19 protein-coding genes are annotated in these 18,685 nt (G+C 73.4%); 3 read left to right on the top strand and 16 right to left on the bottom strand.

Features of this window, described 5'->3' with window-relative positions; translation table 11 throughout:
* Positions 1–11: 11 nt before the first annotated feature.
* From ACYP53_RS11900 to tsaB, 5 genes are read right to left on the bottom strand one after another with little or no spacing between them, the layout of a single operon-like run.
* Positions 12–932 (bottom strand): polysaccharide deacetylase family protein, encoded by a 921-nt coding sequence (locus tag ACYP53_RS11900; protein WP_459647359.1) that lies wholly within the window; start codon positions 930–932, stop codon positions 12–14.
* Positions 933–970: 38 nt separating this feature from the next.
* Positions 971–1,273: a hypothetical protein gene (locus tag ACYP53_RS11895; protein WP_189916084.1), complete on the bottom strand. Its 303-nt coding sequence runs from the start codon at positions 1,271–1,273 to the stop codon at positions 971–973.
* Positions 1,270–2,370, bottom strand: coding sequence for a tRNA (adenosine(37)-N6)-threonylcarbamoyltransferase complex transferase subunit TsaD (gene tsaD, locus ACYP53_RS11890; RefSeq protein WP_189916083.1), 1,101 nt, complete (start codon positions 2,368–2,370; stop codon positions 1,270–1,272). The genes ACYP53_RS11895 and tsaD overlap by 4 nt, the downstream gene beginning before the upstream one ends.
* Positions 2,363–2,851 (bottom strand): ribosomal protein S18-alanine N-acetyltransferase, encoded by a 489-nt coding sequence (gene rimI, locus ACYP53_RS11885; RefSeq protein WP_189916241.1) that lies wholly within the window; start codon positions 2,849–2,851, stop codon positions 2,363–2,365. The genes tsaD and rimI overlap by 8 nt, the downstream gene beginning before the upstream one ends.
* A 23-nt stretch (positions 2,852–2,874) precedes the next feature.
* A complete protein-coding gene (gene tsaB, locus ACYP53_RS11880) occupies positions 2,875–3,549 on the bottom strand; it encodes a tRNA (adenosine(37)-N6)-threonylcarbamoyltransferase complex dimerization subunit type 1 TsaB (protein ID WP_189916082.1) in 675 nt (224 codons plus the stop codon).
* Between the two features lie 152 nt (positions 3,550–3,701).
* Here tsaB and ACYP53_RS11875 point away from each other — a divergent pair, with 152 nt between their 5' ends.
* On the top strand, positions 3,702–4,289 hold the full coding sequence (locus ACYP53_RS11875) for a hypothetical protein (protein WP_189916240.1): 588 nt from the start codon (positions 3,702–3,704) through the stop codon (positions 4,287–4,289).
* Between the two features lie 7 nt (positions 4,290–4,296).
* Here ACYP53_RS11875 and ACYP53_RS11870 read toward each other — a convergent pair whose 3' ends face one another.
* The 5 genes from ACYP53_RS11870 to ACYP53_RS11850 form a co-directional block, all read right to left on the bottom strand.
* On the bottom strand, positions 4,297–4,491 hold the full coding sequence (locus tag ACYP53_RS11870) for a hypothetical protein (protein WP_189916254.1): 195 nt from the start codon (positions 4,489–4,491) through the stop codon (positions 4,297–4,299).
* Positions 4,492–4,674: 183 nt separating this feature from the next.
* A complete protein-coding gene (gene tsaE / locus ACYP53_RS11865) occupies positions 4,675–5,172 on the bottom strand; it encodes a tRNA (adenosine(37)-N6)-threonylcarbamoyltransferase complex ATPase subunit type 1 TsaE (protein WP_189916081.1) in 498 nt (165 codons plus the stop codon).
* A 109-nt stretch (positions 5,173–5,281) separates the two neighbouring features.
* Positions 5,282–6,574 (bottom strand): alpha/beta fold hydrolase, encoded by a 1,293-nt coding sequence (locus ACYP53_RS11860; RefSeq protein ID WP_459647358.1) that lies wholly within the window; start codon positions 6,572–6,574, stop codon positions 5,282–5,284.
* Complete coding sequence (alr, locus tag ACYP53_RS11855; protein WP_459647357.1) at positions 6,571–7,770, bottom strand: alanine racemase; 1,200 nt, start codon at positions 7,768–7,770, stop codon at positions 6,571–6,573. Before alr ends, ACYP53_RS11860 begins: the two co-directional genes overlap by 4 nt.
* A 187-nt stretch (positions 7,771–7,957) precedes the next feature.
* Positions 7,958–9,433, bottom strand: a complete 1,476-nt coding sequence (locus tag ACYP53_RS11850) for an NAD(P)H-hydrate dehydratase (RefSeq protein ID WP_459647356.1) — start codon at positions 9,431–9,433, stop codon at positions 7,958–7,960.
* 170 nt (positions 9,434–9,603) lie between these two features.
* Here ACYP53_RS11850 and ACYP53_RS11845 point away from each other — a divergent pair, with 170 nt between their 5' ends.
* Entirely contained in the window at positions 9,604–10,161 is a 558-nt protein-coding gene (locus ACYP53_RS11845) for a Uma2 family endonuclease (protein WP_308437565.1), read from the top strand.
* A gap of 41 nt (positions 10,162–10,202) precedes the next feature.
* Here the strand turns inward: ACYP53_RS11845 and glmS are convergent, their stop codons facing one another.
* The gene (gene glmS / locus ACYP53_RS11840) at positions 10,203–12,059 is read right to left on the bottom strand and encodes a glutamine--fructose-6-phosphate transaminase (isomerizing) (RefSeq protein ID WP_189916077.1); all 1,857 of its coding nucleotides are present in this window, start codon (positions 12,057–12,059) and stop codon (positions 10,203–10,205) included.
* Positions 12,060–12,158: 99 nt separating this feature from the next.
* On the opposite strand from glmS, the gene coaA reads away from it, so the two are divergent.
* Positions 12,159–13,154, top strand: coding sequence for a type I pantothenate kinase (coaA, locus tag ACYP53_RS11835; RefSeq protein ID WP_189916076.1), 996 nt, complete (start codon positions 12,159–12,161; stop codon positions 13,152–13,154).
* Positions 13,155–13,230: 76 nt separating this feature from the next.
* Here the strand turns inward: coaA and glmM are convergent, their stop codons facing one another.
* The 5 genes from glmM to truA form a co-directional block, all read right to left on the bottom strand.
* Complete coding sequence (gene glmM, locus ACYP53_RS11830) at positions 13,231–14,595, bottom strand: phosphoglucosamine mutase (RefSeq protein ID WP_189916075.1); 1,365 nt, start codon at positions 14,593–14,595, stop codon at positions 13,231–13,233.
* 168 nt (positions 14,596–14,763) lie between these two features.
* The gene (gene rpsI / locus ACYP53_RS11825) at positions 14,764–15,273 is read right to left on the bottom strand and encodes a 30S ribosomal protein S9 (RefSeq protein WP_229928575.1); all 510 of its coding nucleotides are present in this window, start codon (positions 15,271–15,273) and stop codon (positions 14,764–14,766) included.
* Between the two features lie 45 nt (positions 15,274–15,318).
* The gene (gene rplM, locus ACYP53_RS11820; protein ID WP_030055846.1) at positions 15,319–15,762 is read right to left on the bottom strand and encodes a 50S ribosomal protein L13; all 444 of its coding nucleotides are present in this window, start codon (positions 15,760–15,762) and stop codon (positions 15,319–15,321) included.
* 242 nt (positions 15,763–16,004) lie between these two features.
* Positions 16,005–17,663, bottom strand: coding sequence for an ABC-F family ATP-binding cassette domain-containing protein (locus tag ACYP53_RS11815; protein WP_189916074.1), 1,659 nt, complete (start codon positions 17,661–17,663; stop codon positions 16,005–16,007).
* A 42-nt stretch (positions 17,664–17,705) separates the two neighbouring features.
* Positions 17,706–18,662, bottom strand: coding sequence for a tRNA pseudouridine(38-40) synthase TruA (gene truA / locus ACYP53_RS11810; RefSeq protein WP_229928574.1), 957 nt, complete (start codon positions 18,660–18,662; stop codon positions 17,706–17,708).
* Positions 18,663–18,685 lie beyond the last annotated feature (23 nt).

Raw genomic sequence — 18,685 nt, 5'->3', positions numbered from 1 at the left:
CGTAGCGGCGGCTACGAGGCGGGGGCCTGGATGTAGTCCTCCAGCCGGGCCACCGAGAAGCCCTGCTCCTGGATCCGGGCCAGCATGTCGCCGAACATCTGGGTCATCGTGGCGCCCTTGAGCTCCTTGGGGCCGCGGAAGTGCGCCAGGATGATGTCGCCGGGCTTCAGCTTCTTGTCCGCCGCCTGGTACTGCATGTCGTGGATCTGCATCGACTCGCGCCAGAGCACGATCGCGCGCGGGCCGCACTCCTGCACCGAGGTGTTGAGCGTCGGCGTGTTGGCGCCGTCGCCGAACGGCGGGCGGAACAGCAGCGGGGCGGTGCCGTACTGCTGGGTGAGCGCGGCCTGGTCGTCGCAGATCTCGGCCTTCTGCTTCTCCGGCGACAGCTTGCTCATCACCGGGTGGTCCACGGTGTGGTTGTGGATGTGGTTGCCCAGCGCCTGGAGCGGCTTGAAGTAGCCGTAGTCGTTCTTGACGATGTCCTTCGTCAGGAACATCGAGATCGGCACCTTGAGGTCGGTCAGCATCTCGACGAACTTCGGGTCCTTCTCGGCGCCGTCGTCGATGGTGATGAAGACGACCTTGTCGGTGGTCTTCACCTCGCTGAACACCGGTACCGGGCCGGTCCGTTCGAGCTTGACGGGCTTGTCGGCGGGCGCCGCCGGGGCGGGTGGGAGCGGGGTGAGGTTCCACTTCGCCCAGGCGGCCGCGTTGGCGCCCGCCGGGGCGGTGGCCCCGGGGGTGGCGGCGGCGCTGGTGGGGGCGGCTCCGGTGGGTTTGGGCGCGACGGGCGCCGCCGTGGTGGCGGCGGGGGCGGCGCCGCCGCCGTTGTCGCCGCACGCGGTGGCGAAGGCCAGCAGGGCCAGCGCCCCCGCCGCGTACGCCCTGGTCCTGCCCAGCCCGTTCCTGCTCAGCCCGTACCTGCTCACCGCACCGCGCTCCCGGTTCCCGTCCAGCTTTCTCTCAGCTATGCACGGTAGCGGCCGGGGCGGCGGTTCCCGGCCAGGTCCTGTTCGACGTGCTGGCTGGTGAACGACCACCGGTGCACCGGACGGCCGAGCAGTCCGGCCGGCGGGTCGGCGACGGGCGCCGGTTCGCCGCTCCACCAGGTGATCAGCAGCACCCGCTCGCCCGGGGCGGAGAGCAGTTCGAGGCGTTCCAGCCCGGCCGTGCCGCGCACCGCGGGCAGCACGGACTCCCGTACCCAGGCGGCGAGTTCGGCGCCCCGGCCGTCCGCCGCCCGGGCCTCCCACATCGCGGCGACGGTCATCCGTTGCCGCCGGCGAGGGCGTCGTAGGCCTGGCCGTGGACGTCGCCGTGCCCGGCGGCGGGGACGTGGACGTCGGTCACCGGCAGCGAGGAGTCGGCGGACAGGTCGAAGGCGGAGGGGGCGCGGTCGCGCCACACCATCTCGGCGCCGAGGGCGGCGACCATCGCGCCGTTGTCGGTGCACAGGCCCGGCCGGGGCACCCGGAGCCGGATGCCGGCCCGGTCGCAGCGCTGCTGGGCCATCTCGCGCAGCCGCGAGTTGGCCGCCACGCCGCCGCCGATCATCAGGTGGTCGACGCCGTTGTCCTTGCACGCCTTGACGGCCTTGCGGGTGAGCACGTCGGTGACGGCCTCCTGGAAGGACGCCGCCACGTCGGCGATCGGCACCTCCTCGCCGGCCCGGCGCTTGGCCTCCACCCAGCGGGCGACGGCGGTCTTCAGGCCGGAGAAGGAGAAGTCGTACGCGGGGTCGTTCCGGCCGGAGAGGCCGCGCGGGAAGGCGATCGCCTTGGGGTCGCCGTCGCGGGCCGTGCGGTCGACGACCGGGCCGCCGGGGAAGCCGAGGCCGAGCACCCGGGCGACCTTGTCGAAGGCCTCGCCGGCCGCGTCGTCGATGGTGGCGCCGAGCGGGCGGACGTCGGTGGTGATGTCCTCGCTGAGCAGCAGCGAGGAGTGCCCGCCGGAGACCAGCAGGGCCATCGTCGGCGAGGGCAGCCGGCCGTGCTCCAGCTGGTCGACGCAGATGTGCGAGGCGAGGTGGTTGACCCCGTACAGCGGCTTGTCGAGCGCCCAGGCGTACGCCTTGGCGGCGCTGACGCCGACCAGCAGCGCGCCGGCCAGGCCGGGGCCCGCGGTGACCGCGATGCCGTCGAGGTCGCCGGCCTTGATCCCGGCGGTGTCCAGGGCGCGCTGGATGGTCGGGACCATCGCCTCCAGGTGCGCGCGGCTGGCGATCTCCGGGACGACGCCGCCGAAGCGGGCGTGGTCGTTGACGCTGGAGGCGACCGCGTCGGCCAGCAGCGTGGTGCCGCGCACGATGCCGACGCCGGTCTCGTCGCAGGAGGTCTCGATGCCGAGGACGAGCGGTTCGTCAGCCATGGCGGGTGTCCTCAATGTCCTTCGGGTCAGTGCTGTCGGTACTGGGGTGGTCGAGGCGCATCACCAGCGCGTCGACGTTGGCGGGCTGGTAGTAGCCGCGCCGGATGCCCACCGGTTCGAAGCCGTGGCGCTCGTACAGCCGCTGGGCGCGCGGGTTGTCCACCCGCACCTCCAGCAGCAGTTCGGCGCAGCCGCGCCGGGCGGACTCCCGGATCAGGTCGGTGAGCAGTGCCGTGCCGAGGCCGGCGCCCTGGTGGCGCCCGTCGACCGCGATGGTCTGGACGTCGCCCTCGCCGGCGACGGCCATCAGCCCGGCGTAGCCGACGATCGTGCCGTCCGCGGCGGTGGCGACGGTGTAGTGGCGGGTGCCGCCGGCGTGGGCCTCGGCCAGCTCGGACCAGAACATCCCGCTGGACCAGGCGTCCTCGGGGAAGAGCCGCTGCTCCAGCTCCATCACCGGCGCGATGTCCCACCAGCGCATCGGGCGCAGGGTGGTGCCGTCGTTCACGCCGGGAGCACCGCCTTGCCCCCTAGAACAGTCTTGTAGGCCGCGGGGACCTGGGCGTCCGGGCGGCGCAGGTACAGCGGGACGTTCGGCAGCAGCTCGCGCCCGGCGGCCAGCTCGGCGGCGGCGAAGCCGGCCAGGGCGCCGGCCGACACGTGCGCGGGGCCGTCCGCGCCCGGGAAGGCGTCGGGGTAGAGCAGCGCGCCGGCGCCGACGGACCGCGGGTGCGGGGTCAGCTCGGCCGGGCGGTCCACGCCGGGGCCCTCGGTGCGGCGGCCCTCGGCGTCGTAGGAGGCCCAGTAGACCTCCTTGCGGCGCGCGTCGGTGGCCACCGTGAACGGCTGCCCGGCGAGGCCCTCGGCACGGGCCTGGAAGGCGATCGCGTCCAGGGTGCAGACGCCGTGCACCGGCAGCCCGAGGGCGTGGCCGAGCGCGGCAGCGGTCACCAGGCCGACCCGCAGGCCGGTGTACGGGCCCGGGCCGACCCCGACCGCGATGCCGGTGAGCCGGCGCTTGTCCACCCCGGCCGTCCGCAGCACCCCGTCGATCGCGGGCAGCAGCAGTTCGCCGTGGCGCCTGGCGTCGACCTGGTGGGTCTCGGCCAGGACGGCGGTGCCGTCGTGGACGGCGGCGGTGACGGCGGGGGTAGCGGTGTCGAACGCGAGCAGCAGCACGGGTCAAGGTTAGACCGACGTTGGGCCGACCGGCCGACCGGCAGGACGTGCCAACCGGGAACACACATCCGAGGCGCTGCGACCCGGACGGACGGACCTGGCACGATAAGGCAGTACGAAAAGGGACGGCAGCGGGAGCGCACGTGGCGAAGATGGGTCCTGGAGTGGTGGTCACGGGGCTGACCCTGGGGGCCCTGGCGGTGGTGAGCCTGCTGGCCTTCCAGGCCAACGGCGCCCAGGACCGGGCCGGCGTGGCCAAGCCCGCCGTGACCACCGCGGCGGCCGGCACGCCGACCACGGCGGCGCCGAGCGCCTCGGCCACGCCGACCGTCCCGCCGCCGCCGGTCACCACGGGCACCGGCCCGCGGGTGGTCTACTCGGTGAGCAGCCACTACGTCTGGCTGGTCGACCCGAAGAAGACGCCGCAGGTCGCGGCCGCCTTCCAGGTCGCCCCGGGCACGGTCGAGCCGACCCCGGGCAGCTACGCGGTGTACAGCCGTACGCCGACCGGCACCGGCACGGACGGCCGGCAGATCGAGCACGTGGTGCGCTTCGCGCAGCAGAACGGCGTGGTGTTCGGCTTCAGCGCGGCGGTGGACGGCACGACCTCGACCACCGACCCGAAGACCCCGACCGCCGACCCGAAGGCCAAGACCGGCGGCATCCGCAGCGGCCGCGCCGAGGGTCAGCTGCTCTGGGACTTCGCGCCGAAGGACACCAAGGTGGTCGTGGTCGCCTGAGGCGGCCTCACGCGGCCCGGGGCGCCCGCGCCTCGGGCTCCTCGGCCTGCCCGGGCCCGGGTTCGGGCGGGGTGGACACCGCCTCGGCGGCCGCGCAGGCGGCCAGCAGCGCCCGCATCGGCTCCCCCGGAGCACAGCGGGCGGGCTCTCCGGCCCCGGCGGCGCGCACGGCGCGTTCCGGGGCGGGGGTGGTGCTCGACATGGCGCCTCCCTAGTTAGGCAGACCTAACCGCAGCAACCATCCCACCACGCCCGGTGCCCCGGCCGCAACATCTTGCCGACAGCCTGTCGGCAAGTCTCCGCGACCCGCCGCCGGAACCGGCGGTGGCGTACCCCCGGCCCGACGCCGGCGGTCCCGGGAATTCGAAGACGGGCCCCTGGACCGCTACGCCAGCTCCGCCAGCTCCACGGCCGCCCAGCGCGGGCCGATGCCGGTCAGCACCACCCGGCGCGGGTCCTGGTCGTCCCCGGCGGCGGTGTCGCCCAGGGCACGCTCGATCCGGACCTCCAGCCGGTCCTCGGACAGCCGCTCGACCTTGCCCTCGCCCCACTCGACCACGACCACCGACTCCGGCAGCGAGACGTCCAGGTCGAGGTCCTCCATCTCGTCCAGGTCCCCGCCGAGCCGGTACGCGTCGACGTGCACCAGGGCCGGGCCGCCGACCAGCGAGGGGTGCACCCGGGCGATCACGAAGGTCGGCGAGGTCACCGCGCCGCGGACCTGGAGCCCCTCCCCCAGGCCGCGGGTCAGCGTGGTCTTCCCCGCCCCCAGCTCGCCGGAGAGCAGCACCAGGTCACCCGGCCGAAGCAGCGTGGCCAGCTCCCGGCCGAGCCGGCCCATCCGCTCCGGGGTGGGGACGGTGAGAGTGGCGTGCGAGCCCATGCGCGTGTCTTGCCCTTCGGTCCGTACCGGCGCGCCGACCGCCGGCCGCCACCGCTACCGTGCCACATCGCCGCCCCCGGGTGCGCCGGGCGGGTGCCGGGACGGGACGTCAGGCGGGGTCGACGGCGGGTTCGGCGGTGCTGTCCGCGACCGGTTCGGCGGCGGGCCCGCGGGCCAGGTCGAGGACGGCCGGGGGCAGCGGCGCGGCCCCGGCGAAGTCGGCGGCCCGGCGCAGCAGCAACGCCAGCTCGCGGTCGACCAGCTCCGGGCGCTCCAGCATCACCAGGTGCCCGGCGCCCTCGGCCAGCACCAGCTCGGCCCCGGGCAGCCGCTCGGCCATCGCCTCGCTGTGCGCCGAGGGCGTCAGCAGGTCCTTCGTCCCGGCCAGCACCAGCGCCGGCAGGCCGCGCAGCGCGGCCAGCGCCTCGTACTTCTCGTGCGCGCCGAAGACCGGGTAGAACTCGGCGACCACGTCGATCGGGGTGGCGTCCAGCAGCTGCTCGGCGAACCGCACCACGCCGGGGTCGACGTCCCGGCCGCCGAAGGAGAACCGCCGGTAGAAGACGGCGGTGACGTCCGAGCCCAGCCGCCTGGTCGCCTCCACCAGGTCGACCTGGCGGCCCAGCAGCTTCACCATCCCGGGCGCGACCTTCTTGAACAGCTTCGCGCCGGCCTTCGGCAGGCCGAGGCTCACCTCGTTCCAGTCACCGGCGAGCGTCCCGATCAGGGCGACCCCGGCGACCCGGTCCCGGAACAGCTCCGGGTGCTGGTCGGCCAGCGCCATCACGGTCATGCCGCCCATCGAGTGCCCCACCAGCACCAGCGGACCGGTCGGCGCGACGGCGTCGATCACCGCCTTGAGGTCACCGCCCAGCTGGTCGATGCCGGCCGGCTCGCCCGCCAGGTACGAGCGGGAGCGCTCGGAGCGGCCGTGGCTGCGCTGGTCCCAGAAGACCAGCCGCATGCCCTCGCGCAGCGCGGCCCGCTGGAAGTGCCAGCTGTCCTGGTTGAGGCAGTAGCCGTGGCAGAACACCACGGTCAGCGGTGCGGTGTGATCCGCCCGCTCGCCTCCGGGGCGGGGTTCGCCGAGGTGCCCGGGCCCGTCCGGGCCCCAGCCGGTGCCGTCCAGCTCCACGTACAGCTCGGTGCCGTCCGGCGCGGCCACCGTCCGCGGGCGCCCGCGCAGCGAGCCGTACGGCGCGCCGGCGTCCAGTTCGGCCCGGGCCCGGCGGCGCATCGCCCGGCCGACGGTCAGCCGCTCGATCGCCACCCCGGCGGCCGCACCGGCCGCCAGCACGCCGACCGAGATCCCGATCACGCCCGCCCGGCTCACCCCGGAGGCCGCGCCGGCCGCCTTGGCGACCGCCGCGACCGCTCCCTCCCCGGTCGGCGCCTCGGTCATGCCGACGGCACCCCGGTGTGGCTGCCGTCCAGGTAGCGCCGGGGCACCCGGGCACCGATCCGGGTGACGATCTCGTACGAGATGGTGCCGCAGGCCCGGGCCCAGTCCTCGGCGGTCGGCTCACCGCGCTCGCCGTTGCCGAACAGCAGCGCCTCGTCACCGATCCCGGGGGTGTCCCCGCCCAGGTCCACGACGAACTGGTCCATCGCGACCCGGCCGGCCACCGTGCGCCACTTGCCGCCGATCTGCACCGGGCCGGTGCCGCTGCCGTGCCGGGGGACGCCGTCGCCGTAACCGATCGGGACCAGGCCCAGGGTGGTCGGGCCGGGCGTCGTGTAGTGGTGGCCGTAGCTGACCCCGTGCCCGCCGGGGACGTGCTTGACCAGCGCCAGCCGCGCGGACAGCGCCATCACCGGGCGCAGCCCGAAGTCGGCCGGCGAGCCCACCTCGGGCACCGGCGACAGCCCGTACGCGGCCAGGCCGGTGCGGACCAGGTCGAAGTGCGCCTCCGGCAGCAGCAGGGTGGCCGGCGAGTTCGCCAGGTGCCGCACCTCGGGGCGCAGCCCGGCCGACTCGGCCACGGCCAGCGCGGCGCGGTAGGAGTCCAGCTGGGCCCGGATCGACGGGTGGCCGGGCTCGTCGGCGGCCGCGAAGTGCGACCAGACGCCGACCACGGTGAGCAGGCCCTCGGTCTCGGCGCGCCGGGCGGCCGCGACCAGCTGCGGCCAGTCGTGCGGCTGGCAGCCGTTGCGGCCGAGGCCGGTGTCGGCCTTCAGGTGCACGCGTGCCGGGATGCCGGTCTCGCGGACGGCCGGGAGCAGTTCGTCCAGCGCCCACTGGCCGCTGACCGAGATGTCCAGGCCCGCGCGCAGCGCCTCGCACCACGGCCCGCCGGGCGTCCACAGCCAGCACAGGATGCGGGCCTGCTCCGGGCGGATGCCCGCGGCCCGCAGCGCCAGCGCCTCGTCGGGCGTCGCGCAGCCGAGCCAGCCGATCCCGTTGGCGACCGCTTCCCGGGCACACTCGACCGCGCCGTGGCCATAGGCGTCCGCCTTGACCGCGAGCATCACCGCCGAGCTGCCGACGCGCTCGCGCAGCGCCGCGAGGTTGCCGCGCAGGGCGCCGAGATCGATGGTCGCCTCGGCCCGTACGCCGTCGGTCAGGGTGGCTGTGCCGGTCGTGTTCGCAGTTGTCATCAGGGTCAGTCTCCCAGACGTCCCGGAGTCCTCGCCGAACGGCCCGTCGGCGCGGCGGCCGACGGCCGGGGCCCGCCCGCCGTCCGGGCCCGCCGACGGACCGCTCGACGCCTTCTGTTCGGACGCCGCGGCCGGAGTCCACGGTTCCGTTCGGGCGCCGCCACCCGGGCCCCGCGCGGCCGCCGTCCTAAGGTTCCCGGACGGCCCGCCACACCGTCGGCAGCGCCTCCGCCACCGCGAGCGCCGTCACCGGCGCGCCCGGGTCGCCCGCCGCCTCGCGGCCGGCCAGACCGTGCAGGTAGGCGGCCACCGAGGCGGCGTCCAGCGGCGGCAGGCCCGCCGCCAGCAGGGAGCCGGCCAGACCGGCCAGCACGTCGCCGCTGCCGGCGGTGGCCAGCCAGGAGGTGCCGGTGGGGTTCACCCGGACGGCGCCGCCCGGATCGGCGACCACCGTGGTGGAGCCCTTCAGCAGCACGGTCGCGCGGTAGGCGGCCGCGAGCCGGCGGGCGGTGGCCAGCCGGGCGGCGGCCAGGTCGTCGGCGGCCGGCGGCGGGGTGCCCTCGGCGCCGGCGAGCAGCCGGGCGGCCTCGCCGGTGTGCGGGGTGAGCAGGGTGGGCGCGGTGCGGCCGGCCAGCGCGTCCGGGCCGAGCCGGCCCAGCTCGGTCAGCCCGTCCGCGTCCACCAGCACCGGGACGTCGCTCGCCAGCGCCTCGGCCAGCGTCTGGCGCGCCCCCTCGCCGCCGCCCGGCCCGACCACCCAGGCCTGCACCCGCCCGGCCCCGGCCGGCCCGCCCTCGGTGACCAGCGTCTCCGGGAAGCGCCGCACCACCTCCTCCGCCGCGGCGCCCACGTACCGGACGGCGCCCGCGCCACCGCGCAGCGCCCCGGCGACCGCCAGCAGCGCCGCCCCCGGGTACGTCGCCGAGCCGGCCGCCACCCCGACCACGCCGCGCCGGTACTTGTCGCTCTCCGCGCCGGGCACCGGCAGCAGCGCCGCCACGTCCGCGTGCTGCAGGGCCGTCACGTCCGCCTCCGGCAGCTCCAGCCCGATACCGACCAGCTGCACGGCGCCCGCGTACGAGGCCCCCGGGTCGACCAGCAGCCCGGGCTTGTACGTGCCGAAGCAGACCGTGACGTCCGCGCGCAGCGCCGCGCCCGGCACCTCGCCGGTGTCGGCGTCCACGCCGCTGGGCAGGTCCACCGCGACCACCACGCCGCGCCGCGCCGCCCGCGCGTACGGCTCCGCCGCGGGGCGCAGCCCGCCCCGGCCGCCGATGCCGACGATCCCGTCCAGCACCAGGTCCGCGCACGAGAAGTCGGCCAGTCCGACGTCCTGCTCCGCCGTCACCCGGCCGCCGGACGCCCGCAGCGCGGCCAGCCCGCCCCGGTGCGCCCGCTCCGGTGCCAGCAGCACCGCCGTCACCCGGGCCCCGCGCCGGGCCAGCGCGGCCCCGGCGTACAGGGCGTCACCCCCGTTGTCCCCACTGCCCGCCAGCACCACCACCCGGCTGCCGTACACCCGCCCCCGACGCCTGGTCAGCAACCGGGCGCACGTCACCGCCAGCCCGGCGGCCGCCCGCTGCATCAGCGTGCCCTCCGGCAGCCGCGCCATCAGCGCGCCCTCGGCGGCCCGAACGGTTTCCACAGGGTGTGCATGACGCATGACGGAACTCCTCCATCGGTCGGCTACCGCCGACGCTAGCCCGCGTCACCACCCCACGGGACCCGGGCCTGCGGCACACTTTCGAGTGACACCCACTTCGATCCCCCACCGGCTCCGGTCCGTACGCCTACTTTGTCGCTCGGCACAGACCAGCAGGAGGGAGAAGGGCCATGGTCGCCATGCCGGCAGTCGAGCACCCGCTGGGCGAGGACAGCCTCCTCCAGGCGTTTCTGAAGCTGGACACCCCGCTGGGCAGCAAGGCCGAATTCATCGAAGGAGCGATCGTCGTGACACCGCCACCAGACGGACAGCACGAGGGCGCGGTCTCGAAGCTCGCCAAGCAATTCTTCCGGAGCGCCGCGATCGATCTGGACATCGCCGGTGTCAAGGGCTTGATCACACCGAAGGGTCGGTTCATCCCCGATGGCACGGTCGTCCCAGCCGACCACTTCGACCATCTGGATTCCTGGGCCCCGACGGAGGGCGTCCTACTCGTCTTCGAGGTCACCTCGATCGACCCGCACAAGGACCGCGAGCCCAAGCGCAGGGGCTACGCCGCAGCGGGAATCCCCTGTTACCTGCTGATCGATCGCACCGACGGAATGATCACCCTGTTCACCAACCCCCAGGGCGAGGACTACGTCACTCAAACCAGGGTCGAGTTCGGTAAGCCGATCGACCTCCCCGCCCCGTTCTCCTTCACGCTCGACACGGCGCCCCTGCGGTAGGACGCAGCCACCGCAGGGACGCCGTGCCGGACGGCGAGCGACTACTCGACGGTGACCGACTTCGCCAGGTTGCGCGGCTGGTCGACCTCGTGGCCCTTGGCCGTGGCCAGCTCGCAGGCGAAGACCTGCAGCGGGACGGTGGAGACCAGCGGCTGGAGCAGGGTCGGGGTGACCGGGATGCGGATCAGGTGGTCCGCGTACGGCGCGACGGTCTCGTCGCCCTCCTCCGCGATGACGATCGTGCGGGCACCGCGGGCCCGGATCTCCTGGATGTTGGAGACGATCTTGTCGTGCAGGATCGACCGGCCGCGCGGCGAGGGCACGACCACCACGACCGGCAGCCCCTCCTCGATCAGCGCGATCGGGCCGTGCTTGAGCTCGCCCGCCGCGAAGCCCTCGGCGTGCATGTACGCCAGCTCCTTGAGCTTGAGCGCGCCCTCCAGGGCCACCGGGAAGCCGACGTGGCGGCCGAGGAACAGCACCGAGCGGGCGTCGGCCAGCGAGCGGGCCAGCTCGCGCACCGGCTCCATGGTCTCCAGGACCTGCTCCAGCTGCTTGGGCGCGTCGCCGAGCTCCTTGATGACGGCGAAGATCTCGTCGCCCCACTTGGTGCCGCGCACCTGGCCCAGGTAGAGGGCGACCAGGTAGCAGGCGACCAGCTGGGTCAGGAACGCCTTGGTGGAGGCGACCGCGACCTCGGGGCCGGCGTGCGTGTACAGCACGGCGTCCGACTCGCGCGGGATGGTGGAGCCGTTGGTGTTGCAGATCGCCAGCACCTTGGCGCCCTGCTCGCGGGCGTGCCGCAGGGCCATCAGGGTGTCCATGGTCTCGCCGGACTGCGAGATGGCGATGACCAGCGTGCCCGGGCCCATGATCGGGTCGCGGTAGCGGAACTCCGAGGCGACCTCGACCTCGCAGGGGATGCGGGTCCAGTGCTCGATCGCGTACTTGGCGATCATGCCCGCGTGGAACGCGGTGCCGCAGGCGACGATGACGACCTTGTCGACCGACCGCAGGTCGGCGTCGGAGATCCGCAGCTCGTCGAGGGTGAGCCGGCCGTCGGTGCCGATCCGGCCGAGGAGGGTGTCGGCGACGGCCTTCGGCTGCTCGGCGATCTCCTTGAGCATGAAGTAGTCGTAGCCGCCCTTCTCGGCGGCGGAGGCGTCCCAGTCGACGTGGTACTCGCGCACGTCGGCCGGGGTGCCGTCGAAGTTGGTGACGGTCACGCCCTCCCGGCGCAGCTCGACGACCTGGTCCTGGCCCAGCTCGATCGCCTCGCGGGTGTGCGCGATGAAGGCGGCGACGTCCGAGGCGAGGAAGTTCTCGCCCTCACCGCGGCCGACGACCAGCGGCGAGTTGCGACGGGCGCCCACGACGACGTCCGGGGCGTCGGCGTGCACCGCGACGAGGGTGAAGGCGCCCTCCAGCTGACGGCACACCACGCGCATGGCCTCGGCGAGGTCGCCCTGGTAGGCCTCGCCCAGCAGGTGGGCGACGACCTCGGTGTCGGTCTCGGACCGGAGGGTGTGGCCGCGCTCGGCGATCTCGGCGCGCAGCTGGGCGAAGTTCTCGATGATGCCGTTGTGCACCACGGCGACACGCTGGTCGTCGTCCAGGTGCGGGTGGGCGTTGGCGTCCGTCGGGCCGCCGTGGGTGGCCCAGCGCGTGTGGCCGATGCCGGTGGTGCCGCCGGGCAGAGGGTTCTCGGCGAGCGACTTCTGGAGGTTGGCGAGCTTCCCGGCCCGCTTGTCCGTGGACAGGCTCCACTGCCCGTCCGAGTCCTGAACCTGCACCGCGACACCGGCCGAGTCGTAACCCCGGTACTCCAGGCGCTGCAGGCCTGCGATTACTACGTCGAGGGCGGACTGCGCGCCCACGTATCCAACAATTCCGCACATGCGTGCCAGCATAAGGGCGGTTCTGTGGCCGTATTCCCCCCTCCCGCGAACGCTGCGTGACCGACACCACAACCACCGTGAACGCCGCTACGGCTCACAATGGAGCATGTGCTGACCGAACTCTGTACGCGGGGCGCCGCCACGCCCGGCCCGTCACCGTCCCCCTACGTTGACCTCAGCCGGGCCGAGTGGAGCGCGCTGCGCGAGCGTACGCCGCTGCCGCTGACGGCCGAGGAGGTCGAGCGGCTGCGCGGCCTCGGCACCGCCCTCGACCTCGACGAGGTCCGTGACGTCTACCTGCCGCTGTCCCGGCTGCTGAACCTGTACATCCACGCCACGCACGAGCTGCGCGGCACCCTGGGCACCTTCCTGGACACCCCGGACACCGAGCGCACCCGGACCCCGTTCATCATCGGCGTGGCCGGCTCCGTGGCCGTCGGCAAGTCCACCACCGCGCGCCTCCTCCAGGCGCTGCTCGCCCGCTGGCCGGAGCACCCCCGGGTCGAACTGGTCACCACCGACGGCTTCCTGCTCCCCAACGCCGAGCTGCGCCGCCGCGGCCTGATGGCCCGCAAGGGCTTCCCCGAGTCGTACGACCGCCGGGCGCTGATGCGCTTCGTCGCGGACGTGAAGGCGGGCAAGGAGAGCGTCAGCGCGCCGGTCTACTCGCACCTGGTGTACGACATCGTGCCGGACCAGCGGCTGACCGTGGAGCGCCCGGACATCCTGATCGTCGAGGGCCTGAACGTGCTCCAGCCGGCCCTGCCCGGCAGCGACGGCCGCACCCGCCTCGCGGTGGCCGACTACTTCGACTTCTCGATCTACGTCGACGCCCGTACCGACGACATCGAGCACTGGTACCTGGACCGGTTCCGCAAGCTGCGGCAGACCGCCTTCCAGGACCCGAACTCCTACTTCCGCCGCTTCACCGAGGTGCCGGAGGAGGAGGCGATGGAGTACGGCCGACAGGTCTGGCGCACCATCAACAAGCCCAACCTGCTGGAGAACGTGCTGCCGACCCGCGGCCGGGCCACCCTGATCCTGCAGAAGGGCGCGGACCACAAGGTCCGCCGGGCGCTGCTGCGCAAGCTCTGAACCACGACGTGACGAAGGCCCCCGCCGAGCTCGGCGGGGGCCTTCGTCACACGGTGGGCGGCGCGCCCGGCCGGCCTCAGCCCAGGTGGGTGCTGACGGCCTCGGCGAGCTTGCGCGCGACCGCGTCGGCCTGCGCCGCGTCGGCGGCCTCGACCATCACCCGGACCAGCGGCTCGGTGCCCGACGGGCGCAGCAGCACCCGGCCGGTGGAGCCCAGTTCGGCCTCGGCCCCGGCGACGGCCGCGGCCAGCTCGGTGCTGGTCCTCACCCGGGACTTGTCGACGCCCTTGACGTTGATCAGGACCTGCGGCAGCCGGGTCATCACGGCGGCCAGGTCGGCCAGCGGCTGCTTGGTGGCGGCCAGCCGGGCGCCCAGCATCAGGCCGGTCAGGGTGCCGTCGCCGGTGGTGGCGTGGTCCAGCAGGATGACGTGGCCGGACTGCTCACCGCCCAGGGCGAAGCCGTGCTCCTTCATGGCCTCCAGCACGTAGCGGTCGCCGACGGCGGTCTCCACCAGCTCGATGCCCTCGCGCTCCATCGCCAGCTTGAAGCCGAGGTTGGACATCACGGTGGCCACCGCGGTGTTGCCGCGCAGGGTGCCGGCCTCCTTCATGGCGACCGCGAGGATGGCGATGATCTGGTCGCCGTCGACCTCGTCGCCGTCGGCGTCGGCGGCCAGGCAGCGGTCGGCGTCGCCGTCCAGGGCGATGCCGAGGTCGGCCTTGTACTCCTTCATCGCGGTGCGCAGCCGGTCCAGGTGGGTGGAGCCGACGCCGTCGTTGATGTTGAGGCCGGTGGGCTCGGCCCCCAGGGTGTGGACGACCTCGGCGCCGGCCCGGGCGAAGGCCTCGGGGGCGACGTAGGCGGCCGCGCCGTGGGCGCCGTCGATGACGACCTTGACGCCGTCCAGGCGGTTGGGCAGCACGCCGATCAGGTGGGCGACGTACTTGTCGAAGCCCTCGGTGTACTCGCGGACGCGGCCGACGGCGGCGCCGGTCGGGCGCTTCCAGTCCTCCTCGCCGAGCGTGTGCTTGCGGTAGTGGGACTCGATCGCGTCCTCGATGCGGTCGTCCAGCTTGTGGCCGCCGCGGGCGAGGAACTTGATGCCGTTGTCCGGCATGGCGTTGTGGCTGGCGGACAGCATCACGCCGAAGTCGGCGCCGAGCGCGCCGGTGAGGTACGCCACGGCCGGGGTGGGCAGGACGCCGACCCGCAGGACGTCGACTCCGGCACTCGCCAGACCGGCGATGACGGCGGCCTCCAGGAACTCGCCCGAGGCACGCGGGTCGCGGCCGACCACCGCGACCGGCCGGTGGCCCTCGAAGGCGCCGGCCTCGCCGAGCACGTGCGCCGCCGCGACGGACAGCCCGAGCGCGAGCTCCGCCGTCAGTCCTTCGTTGGCCACCCCGCGTACGCCGTCCGTACCGAAGAGTCGTCCCACTGTCCCGTCCTCCATCACACCACTGCTCGGAACCCAACCGAAGAGCCCCGACCGCCGCACAGTAGCCGGGGAACACGTCGCCCCGGAGTACACGTGGTACTCCGGGGCGACGGTTTCGCACAACCAGGGGATGCGCCGCCAGGGCGGACCGCACCCCCTGGGACGCGATTAGCGCTTGCTGTACTGCGGCGCCTTGCGGGCCTTCTTGAGACCGGCCTTCTTGCGCTCGACGGCGCGGGCGTCACGGGTCAGGAAGCCGGCCTTCTTCAGCGCGCCGCGGTTGTTGTCCACGTCGGCCTCGTTCAGGGCACGGGCGACGCCGAGGCGCAGCGCGTAGGCCTGGCCGGACACGCCGCCACCGCTGATGCGGGCGACGACGTCGTAACGACCGTCCAGCTCGAGGAGCTTGAAGGGCTCGTTCACGGTCTGCTGGTGCACCTTGTTGGGGAAGTAACCCTCGAGGGTGCGACCGTTGATCTTCCACTGGCCGGTGCCGGGGACGATGCGCACGCGGGCGATCGCCTCCTTGCGACGGCCCAGGCCGGCGCCCGGGGTGGCCTCGCCGAAGCGGCCGGCCAGGGACTCGGAGGTGTAGCTCTCCTCGGAGGTGTACTCGCCCTCGACGGCCTCAACGGCCTCGTCGAAGTCGACCTCAAGGGTTTCAGTGGTCTCGGCCACGGTGTTCCTCAGCTCTTTTCAGTGTTGGGGGGCTTGGTGGCCGAATTACTGCGCGACCTGGGTGATCTCGAACGGCACCGGCTGCTGGGCAGCGTGGGGGTGCTGGTCGCCCGAGTAGACCTTCAGCTTGGAGAGCATCTGACGGCCCAGGCTGTTCTTGGGGATCATGCCCTTGATGGCCTTCTCGACGGCCTTCTCCGGGTTGTTCGCCAGCAGGTCGTCGTAGCGCACCGAGCGCAGACCGCCCGGGAAGCCCGAGTGGCGGTAGGCCAGCTTCTGGGTCTTCTTGTTACCGGACAGGTGCACCTTGTCGGCGTTGATGATGATGACGAAGTCACCAGTGTCAACGTGCGGCGCGTAGATCGCCTTGTGCTTGCCCCGGAGGAGGTTGGCGGCCTGGGAAGCCAGGCGGCCGAGCACGACGTCGGTCGCGTCGATGACGTGCCACTGACGCTGGACGTCGCCGGGCTTGGGGCTGTACGTACGCACGGTCGTAGCCTTCGCTTTTCAGTGAGTGAGTCCTGACAGGAGCACCGGGACGGAAGAGCAGCCTGATCAGCCTTGGACGCAATTCAAGGATGACCGCTGGTCGACGACCTGATGTCTCCGGCGTACCGACCTCTCACGTGAGATAGAGCGAGCCAATACGCACATCAAGCGTCCAGGTTACCGGCAGGGCCCGGGTCGGTCAAAAATGCCCGGGCGTCCACCATCGGCGGCCCGCCCGCCGCTCACCGTTCGCGGTCCACCCGGGTCACGTCCCAGACCGGCTCGGCGGACTCAAACACCCGGCCGTCCGCCCCGAACACCAGGAAGCGGTCGAAGGTCTTGGCGAACCAGCGGTCGTGGGTGACGCAGAGCACGGTGCCCTCGAAGGCCTCCAGCCCGGCCTGCAGCGCCTCGGCGCTCTCCAGGTCCAGGTTGTCGGTCGGCTCGTCGAGCAACAGGGCCGTCACACCGGAGAGTTCGAGCTTGAGGATCATCAGCCGGGCCTGCTGCCCACCGGACAGCGACTCGAACTTCTGCTCCTCCTGGCGGTCCAGCTCGTACCGGCGCAACGCGCCCATCGCGGCGCCTCGGCTGAGCGCGTGCTCCTCCTCGACGATCGAGCGGACGGTACGGCCGAACAGCTCCGGGTGGGCGTGGGTCTGCCGGAAGTGGCCGGGCACGACCCGGGCGCCCAGCTTCCAGTCGCCGCTGTGCGCGACCGTCTCGTCGCCGGCCAGCAGCCGCAGGAGGTGCGACTTGCCGGCGCCGTTCGCGCCCAGCACACCGACCCGCTCGCCGTAGAAGACCTCCAGGTCGAAGGGCTGCATCAGCCCGGTGAGCTCCAGCCGCTCCATGGTGAAGGCGCGCACGCCGGTGCGCCCGCCCTTGAGCCGCATGGTGATGCTCTGCTCGCGCGGCGGGGCCTCCGGCGGGCCGGCGTCCTCGAACTTCTTCAGCCTGGTCTGGGCGGCGGAGTAGCGGGAGGCCATGTCGTGGCTGACGGAAGCGGCCTGGCGCAGGTTGACGACCAGCTTCTTGAGCTTGGCGTGCTCCTCGTCCCAGCGGCGGCGCAGCTCCTCGAAGCGCTCGAAGCGGGCCTTGCGGGCCTCGTGGAAGGTGTCGAAGCCGCCGCCGTGCACCCAGACGCTGCTGCCGGCCGCGCCGGTCTCCACGCTGATGATCTTGTCGGCGGTACGGGAGAGCAGCTCGCGGTCGTGCGAGATGAACAGGACGGTCTTCGAGGTGGCCTTGATGGCCTCCTCCAGCCAGAGCTTGGCCGGGACGTCCAGGTAGTTGTCGGGCTCGTCGAGGAGCAGCACCTCCTCCGGCCCGCGCAGCAGCGCCTCCAGCACGAGCCGCTTCTGCTCGCCGCCGGAGAGGGTGTTCAGGCCGCGCCACTGGGCCTTGTCGAAGGGCATGCCGAGGGCCGCCATGGTGCAGACGTCCCAGTCGGTCTCGTAGTCGTAGCCGCCGACGTCGGCCCAGTCGGAGAGCGACTGGGCGTAGGCCATCTGCGTCTTCTCGTCGTCCTGGGCGATCATCGCCAGCTCGGCGGCGTCCACCGCGCGGGCGGCCACCGCGATCCGCGCGGGGGCGACCGAGACCAGCAGGTCGCGCACGGAGGCGTCGGCCGGCAGCGCGCCGGGGGTGGACTCCTGGTCCTCCCGGCCGGTGGTGCCGACGAACTGGCGCATCACCCCGAGCCCGCCGCTGATCGTCACCGAGCCGCCGTGCGGCTGGATGTCCCCGGCGATCATCCGCAGCAGGGTGGTCTTGCCGGCGCCGTTCGCGCCGACCAGCGCGACCGCGGCGCCCTCGCCGACCCGGAAGGACGCGTCGTCGAACAGCACCCGTCCGTCGGGCAGGTAGTACTCAAGGTGCGAAATCTCGACGTGTCCCATGGGAGCGATTGTCCCAAGCCGACGCGCAGGGCCAAAACCGATTTAGGATGCGGCCTCCGGCTCCCCCGACCCGGCGCCGGGCTCCCCCCGGGACACGGCCGGTTGGCCCGGAAGGGTGCGCATCCGGCGGGCCGCCCGGTTCCGCTCGGCCAGCTGGTCGTCCGGCGGGTAGCCGACCTCCTCCAGCGTCAGCCCGTACGGCCGGATCACGTTGACGGCGGAGTTGCGCACCCCGCCGGCCAGCACCTCGCCGGGGAACTCCACCGGCCGGTGCCCGTCGCCGACCAGCAGCATCGCGCCGACCAGCGCCCGGACCATGTTGTGGCAGAAGGCGTCGGCCCGGACGGTGGCGACCGCCAGCGAGCCCTCCTGGGCCGCGTAGGAGTCCACCGGGACGCGGTCCCAGTGCAGCTCCAGCAGGGTGCGGATGGTCGTCGCGCCCTCGCGCTTCTTGCAGTACGCGGCGAAGTCGTGCTCGCCGAGCAGCAGCTTCGCCGCCTCGTTCATCCGGTCGACGTCCAGCGGCCGGTCGTGCCAGAGCACGTGGCCGCGCAGCAGCGGGTCCACCCCGCCCGGGTGGTCGGCGACCCGGTACGCGTACCGGCGCCAGACCGCCGAGAAGCGGGCGTCGAACCCGGCCGGCGCCTCGCCGACCCGGTAGATCCGGACGTCCCCGGGGAGCCGGCCGGCCAGCCGGCGCAGCAGCTTCTCCCGGTGCGCCTCCCACAGCTCGGCCGGCAGGTCGACGTGCGCGACCTGGCCGCGGGCGTGCACCCCGGCGTCGGTGCGGCCGGCCACGGTCAGCGGGAACAGCTCGGGGCTGCGGGTGACGATCTGCAGCGCGGTCTCGATCTCCTCCTGGACCGTCCGCCGGCCGCCCTTCTGCCGGGCCCAGCCGGAGAACTCGGCGCCCTGGTAGGCGAGGTCGAGCCGGACCCGGACGTACCCGTCGGCCGGGCCGTCCTTCACCGGCGGCTGCTCGGCGCAATCGTTGACCACTGCTTCTCACATCTCCCGGGGAT

Source organism: Kitasatospora sp. Ki12 (genome assembly GCF_054601375.1).
The sequence above is the reverse complement of the archived record's forward strand: the minus strand, read 5'-3'. Positions and strand labels throughout refer to the sequence as shown.

Excerpts from the sequence above, each read along its gene's own strand:
- alr (WP_459647357.1), bottom strand. The coding sequence starts at position 7,770 with ATGACAACTGCGAACACGACCGGCACAGCCACCCTGACCGACGGCGTA.
- ACYP53_RS11875 (WP_189916240.1), top strand. The coding sequence starts at position 3,702 with ATGGGTCCTGGAGTGGTGGTCACGGGGCTGACCCTGGGGGCCCTGGCG.
- ACYP53_RS11895 (WP_189916084.1), bottom strand. The coding sequence starts at position 1,273 with ATGACCGTCGCCGCGATGTGGGAGGCCCGGGCGGCGGACGGCCGGGGC.
- ACYP53_RS11850 (WP_459647356.1), bottom strand. The coding sequence starts at position 9,433 with ATGCGTCATGCACACCCTGTGGAAACCGTTCGGGCCGCCGAGGGCGCG.
- ACYP53_RS11845 (WP_308437565.1), top strand. The coding sequence starts at position 9,604 with ATGGTCGCCATGCCGGCAGTCGAGCACCCGCTGGGCGAGGACAGCCTC.
- glmS (WP_189916077.1), bottom strand. The coding sequence starts at position 12,059 with ATGTGCGGAATTGTTGGATACGTGGGCGCGCAGTCCGCCCTCGACGTA.
- tsaD (WP_189916083.1), bottom strand. The coding sequence starts at position 2,370 with ATGGCTGACGAACCGCTCGTCCTCGGCATCGAGACCTCCTGCGACGAG.
- ACYP53_RS11815 (WP_189916074.1), bottom strand. The coding sequence starts at position 17,663 with ATGGGACACGTCGAGATTTCGCACCTTGAGTACTACCTGCCCGACGGA.
- tsaE (WP_189916081.1), bottom strand. The coding sequence starts at position 5,172 with ATGGGCTCGCACGCCACTCTCACCGTCCCCACCCCGGAGCGGATGGGC.
- rimI (WP_189916241.1), bottom strand. The coding sequence starts at position 2,851 with ATGCGCTGGTGGGACATCGCGCCGGTGATGGAGCTGGAGCAGCGGCTC.
- ACYP53_RS11870 (WP_189916254.1), bottom strand. The coding sequence starts at position 4,491 with ATGTCGAGCACCACCCCCGCCCCGGAACGCGCCGTGCGCGCCGCCGGG.
- coaA (WP_189916076.1), top strand. The coding sequence starts at position 12,159 with ATGGAGCATGTGCTGACCGAACTCTGTACGCGGGGCGCCGCCACGCCC.
- ACYP53_RS11860 (WP_459647358.1), bottom strand. The coding sequence starts at position 6,574 with ATGACCGAGGCGCCGACCGGGGAGGGAGCGGTCGCGGCGGTCGCCAAG.